Annotated in this window: 6 protein-coding genes and 1 pseudogene; all 7 read left to right on the top strand. The window is 65.6% G+C overall.

Translation table 11 applies throughout. The features are described from left to right. The coding region (locus tag WAN71_RS26380; RefSeq protein ID WP_422228150.1) for a molybdopterin dinucleotide binding domain-containing protein at positions 1–326 on the top strand (326 nt) is incomplete at its 5' end. A gap of 13 nt (positions 327–339) precedes the next feature. Then, positions 340–1,587, top strand: coding sequence for an NADH-quinone oxidoreductase subunit NuoH (nuoH, locus tag WAN71_RS26385; RefSeq protein ID WP_422228151.1), 1,248 nt, complete (start codon positions 340–342; stop codon positions 1,585–1,587). After that, positions 1,580–2,125: an NADH-quinone oxidoreductase subunit NuoI gene (gene nuoI, locus WAN71_RS26390; protein ID WP_422228152.1), complete on the top strand. Its 546-nt coding sequence runs from the start codon at positions 1,580–1,582 to the stop codon at positions 2,123–2,125. Before nuoH ends, nuoI begins: the two co-directional genes overlap by 8 nt. Beyond that, on the top strand, positions 2,122–2,913 hold the full coding sequence (locus WAN71_RS26395) for an NADH-quinone oxidoreductase subunit J (protein WP_422228153.1): 792 nt from the start codon (positions 2,122–2,124) through the stop codon (positions 2,911–2,913). Before nuoI ends, WAN71_RS26395 begins: the two co-directional genes overlap by 4 nt. Further along, on the top strand, positions 2,913–3,212 hold the full coding sequence (nuoK, locus tag WAN71_RS26400) for an NADH-quinone oxidoreductase subunit NuoK (RefSeq protein WP_324436806.1): 300 nt from the start codon (positions 2,913–2,915) through the stop codon (positions 3,210–3,212). The genes WAN71_RS26395 and nuoK overlap by 1 nt, the downstream gene beginning before the upstream one ends. Before the next feature lie 4 nt (positions 3,213–3,216). Continuing rightward, positions 3,217–5,100, top strand: coding sequence for an NADH-quinone oxidoreductase subunit L (nuoL, locus tag WAN71_RS26405; protein ID WP_422228154.1), 1,884 nt, complete (start codon positions 3,217–3,219; stop codon positions 5,098–5,100). After that, a pseudogene (locus tag WAN71_RS26410) lies at positions 5,094–5,330 on the top strand (NADH-quinone oxidoreductase subunit M); the annotation flags it as partial. The gene nuoL and the pseudogene WAN71_RS26410, both read left to right, overlap by 7 nt.

Raw genomic sequence — 5,330 nt, forward strand, 5'->3', positions numbered from 1 at the left:
GGCGGATGCTGCTCGACTCGGGCCGGTTACAGGACGGCGAGCCGTACCTGGCCGGCACGGCGCGGACGCCGGTGGTGCGGCTGTCGGCCGGGACGGCGGACGCTATCGGCGCCGCTGACGGTGACCAGGTCACCGTCAGCACGGACCGCGGTGCAATCACGCTGCCGCTGACCATCACCGAGATGCCCGACGACGTGGTGTGGCTGCCGCTGAACTCACCGGGCTCGGCGGTACACCGGTCGTTAGGCGTGACGGCCGGCGCCGTAGTGCGAATCCGCGCCGACGACGATGCAGAGCGAAGCGATGCTGAGGAGCGGCGCAGATGATTGGGGTGGGCTCATGACCGGCTTTGGACACGACACCTGGTGGCTGATTCTGGCCAAAGCGCTCGCCGTCTTCGTGTTCCTCGTGCTGACGGTGCTGGTGGCGATCCTGGCCGAACGCAAGATCCTGGGCCGGATGCAGCTGCGCTGGGGACCCAACCGGGTCGGCCCGCGCGGGTATCTGCAGAGTCTGGCCGACGGGATCAAGCTGGCCCTCAAGGAGCCCATCACCCCGTTCGGCGTCGAAAAGCCGATTTTCATTCTCGCACCGGCTATTTCGACCATTCCCGCGATCACGGCCTTTGCGTTCATCCCGTTGGGTCCGCAGGTGTCGATTTTCGGCCACTGGACCGCATTGCAGGTGACCGACCTGCCGGTCGCGGTGCTGTTCATCCTGGCGCTGTCGTCAATCGGGGTCTACGGCATCGTGCTGGCAGGGTGGTCGTCGGGCTCGACTTATCCGCTGCTGGGCGGTGTGCGCTCCACCGCACAGGTGATCTCCTACGAGGTCGCGATGGGGCTGTCGTTCGCGACCGTGTTCCTTTTCGCCGGAACGATGTCGACGTCGCAGATCGTGTCTGCTCAAGACCGGGTCTGGTACATCTTCCTGCTGCTGCCGTCGTTCGCGACCTACCTCGTGTCCATGGTCGGCGAAACCAACCGGGCGCCGTTCGACCTGCCGGAGGCCGAGGGCGAACTGGTCGCCGGCTTCCACACTGAGTACTCGTCGCTGAGCTTCGCGATGTTCTACCTGGCCGAGTACATCAACATGACCACGGTGTCGGCACTGGCCGCCACGCTGTTCCTCGGCGGCTGGCGCGCGCCATGGCCGCTGGACATGTGGGCCGGCGCCAACAGCGGATGGTGGCCGGTGCTGTGGTTCACGGCCAAGGTGTGGGTGTTCCTGTTCGTCTACATCTGGCTGCGCGGCACGCTGCCGCGGCTGCGCTACGACCAGTTCATGGCGCTGGGTTGGAAGATCCTCATCCCGATGTCGCTGGCCTGGGCGCTGATCGCCGCGGGCATCCGCACGCTGCGCAACGAGGGTTACCCGCACTGGACGCCGCTGCTGGTGGTCTCCAGCCTCGTCGTCACCGTCGTGCTGCTCTATCTGCTGCAGAAACCGTTTAGCAACAGGCAAATCCGCAAGAAGCGGCGCCGCGCAGAGCCGGAGGAGACAACGTTCTTCGAACCGGCATTTCCCACGCCGCCGCTGCCCGGCAAGCCGCTGGCGCCGGCGACCAAGGAGGCTGCTCATGGCTAAATTCTTCAAATCCCTCGCCGGATTCGGCGTGACGTTCGGGTCGATGTTCAAGCGTCCCGTCACCGAGATGTACCCGGAGAACCCCGGCCCGGTGGCGCCGCGCTATCACGGCCGCCACCAGCTCAACCGGTACGAGGACGGGTTGGAGAAGTGCATCGGCTGCGAGCTGTGCGCCTGGGCGTGCCCGGCCGACGCCATCTACGTCGAGGGCGCCGACAACACCGACGAGCAGCGTTTCTCGCCGGGCGAACGCTATGGCCGGGTGTACCAGATCAACTATCTGCGCTGCATCGGGTGCGGGCTGTGCGTCGAAGCCTGCCCGACCCGCGCGTTGACGATGACCAACCACTACGAGATGGCCGACGATAACCGCGCCGACCTGATCTACGAAAAGGACCGGCTACTGGCTCCGTTGCAAGAGGGCATGACCGCGGCACCGCACCCCAGGGCTGAAGGGGCCACCGACGCCGACTACTACCGCGGCAACATCACCGCAGAAGGCCTGCGCGACAATCGGAATTCGGACGCCACCCAATGACCGTGCTGCTGGCCGCCGACACGCTCGTCCGCACCTCCACCGGTGAGGCGGTCACGTTCTATTTGCTGGGCACGCTGGCGTTGATCGGCGCGATGGGTGTCGTGTTGGCCGCCAACGCGGTGTACTCCGCGATGTTTCTGGCGATGACGATGATCATCCTGGCGGTGTTCTACATGATCGAGGACGCGTTATTCCTCGGCGTGGTCCAGATCGTGGTCTACACCGGCGCCGTGATGATGCTGTTTTTGTTCGTGCTGATGCTGATCGGCGTTGACTCAGCCGAGTCCCTGGTCGAGACGCTGCGCGGACAGCGGGTCGCCGCCGTGGTGGCCGGTGTGGGATTCGGCATCGTGCTCATCGCCGGCATCGGCGGGGTCAGGACTGGAGGTTTCGCCGGATTAACCCAGGCCAATGCCGGCGGCAACGTCCAGGGTCTGGCGGCGCTGATCTTCTCCCGCTACCTGTGGGCGTTCGAGCTGACCAGCGCACTGCTGATCACCGCCGCGATGGGCGCGATGATTCTGGCGCACCGCGAGCGCTTCGAGCGCCGCAAAACCCAGCGAGAGATGTCGATCGAGCGGTTCGGCCCGGGTGGCCACCCGACCCCGCTCCCCAGTCCGGGTGTCTACGCCCGGCATAACGCAGTCGACATGGCCGCGCGGCTTCCCGACGGCTCCTACTCCCGGTTGTCGGTGCCGCAAGTATTGGAACAGCGGACAACCGAAGATCTGGAAGCGCACGCCCGCGGTGGTGCCCATGGTTCCAACGGCTCTAAGAACGGTGCGTGATGAATCCGCAGAACTACCTCTATCTTTCGGCTCTGCTGTTCACCATCGGAGCCGCCGGGGTGCTGTTGCGCCGCAACGCCATCGTGATGTTCATGTGCGTGGAGCTGATGCTCAACGCGGTCAACCTGGCGTTCGTCACGTTCGCCCGGATGCATGGTCAGCTCGACGGCCAGATGGTGGCGTTTTTCACCATGGTCGTCGCCGCCTGCGAAGTCGTGGTGGGGCTGGCCATCATCATGACGATTTTCCGTGCCCGCAGATCGGCTTCGGTCGACGACGCCAACCTGCTCAAGGGCTGAACAGATGACACACTTCACTTGGCTGGTCGTAGCTCTTCCCGCGGCCGGCGCCGCGATCCTGCTGCTCGGCGGCAGGCGCACCGACCCGTGGGGTCACCTGCTGGGCTGCGCGACCGCGCTGGCATCCTTCGGCATCGGTCTGACGCTGCTTGCCGACATGCTCGGCCGGCACGGCGACGCCCGGACCATCAGCCAGAACCTGTTCAGCTGGGTCCCGGTCGGGGGTCTGCAAGTCGACTTCGGTCTGCAGATCGACCAATTGTCGATCTGTTTCGTGCTGCTGATCACCGGCGTCGGATCGCTGATCCACATCTACTCGGTCGGCTACATGGCCGAAGACCCTGACCGCCGCAGGTTTTTCGCTTACCTCAACCTCTTCCTCGCGGCGATGTTGCTGCTGGTGGTGGCCGACAACTACCTGGTCCTGTACGCCGGCTGGGAAGGCGTGGGCCTGGCGTCCTACCTGCTGATCGGTTTCTGGTATCACAAGCCGACCGCGGCCACCGCGGCCAAGAAGGCGTTTGTGATGAACCGGGTCGGGGATGCCGGACTGGCGTTGGCGATCTTCGTGATCTTCGCCAACTTCGGGACGCTGTCGTACGCGCAAGTGTTCGGCCAAGCGCCGGGCGCCGGACGCGCTGCGCTGACCGCGATCGGGTTGCTGCTGCTGTCGGGCGCCTGCGCCAAATCCGCGCAGGTTCCACTGCAGGCCTGGCTCGGTGACGCGATGGAAGGTCCCACCCCAGTGTCCGCGCTGATCCACGCCGCCACCATGGTGACCGCCGGGGTGTATCTGATCGTGCGATCCAACCCGCTGTACAACCTGGCGCCGGACGCCCGGCTCGGCGTGATCATCGTCGGCGCGGTGACCCTGCTGTTCGGGGCGATCGTCGGCTGCGCCAAAGACGACATCAAACGCGCGCTGGCCGCGTCCACGATGAGTCAGATCGGTTACATGGTGCTGGCCGCGGGCCTCGGCCCGGCCGGCTACGTGTTCGCGATCATGCACCTGCTCACCCACGGATTCTTCAAAGCCGGTCTGTTCCTTGGCTCCGGCGCGATCATCCACGCGATGGACGAGGAGCAGGACATGCGCCGCTACGGCGGGCTGCGAAAAGCGCTGCCGATCACCTTCGCGACCTTCGGGCTGGGCTACCTGGCGATCATCGGCATGTTTCCGTTCGCCGGCTACTTCTCCAAGGACGCCATCATCGAAGCCGCGCTCGGCGCTGGCGGTGTCCGCGGCTACGTGCTGGGCGGGACCGCGCTGCTGGGCGCGGGGATCACCGCGTTCTACATGACGCGGGTGATGCTGATGACGTTCTTCGGTGAAAAACGCTGGGCCGCAGACGTTCATCCCCATGAGGCGCCCGCAACTATGGCCTGGCCGATGATCCTGCTGGCCGTCGGCTCGGTGTTCTCCGGTGGCCTGCTGGCCGTCGGCGGCACTTTGCGGCAGTGGCTGGAACCGGTGGTGACCTTCGAAGAAAGCACGCATGTGTGGCCGACGTGGGCGTTCACCTTCGTCACGCTCGGCATCGTCGCGGTCGGGATCGGCGTGGCCGTCCTGCTCTATGGCCTACGCAAGGTCCCCGACACCGCACCCGCCGAGGTGTCGGTGCTGACGACGGCCGCGCGCCGAGATCTCTACGGCGACGCCTTCAACGAGGAGGTGTTCATGCGACCCAGTGCGCAATTGACCCACGCGCTGGTCGAATTCGACGACCAAGCTGTGGACGGCTCGGTCAACGCACTCGCGACGCTGGTGAGCCGGACCTCGGACCGGCTGCGCGGATTGCAGACCGGGTTCGCCCGCAACTATGCGTTGTCGATGTTCGTGGGCGCCGGGCTGCTCGCCGCGGCGATCCTGGCGGTGCGACTGTGGTAGGCGTTCCGTGGCTTTCTGCGCTGTGGCTGGTGCCGTTGGCCGGCGCCATCGCCGTCATCCTGATGCCGTCCGGATGGCGGCAATTCGCGAAATGGGTCGGCCTGGCCGTCTCGGTGGCCGTGCTGGTGGTGTCGATCCTGACCGCGGTCGAGTTCAAGACCGGAGGCCCGACCTACCAATTCGTTGAAACCCACCGCTGGATACCGGCATTCGGTGCCGGCTACACCCTC

It is taken from the genome of Mycobacterium sp. (assembly GCF_049280035.1).
Lineage (GTDB): Bacteria > Actinomycetota > Actinomycetes > Mycobacteriales > Mycobacteriaceae > Mycobacterium.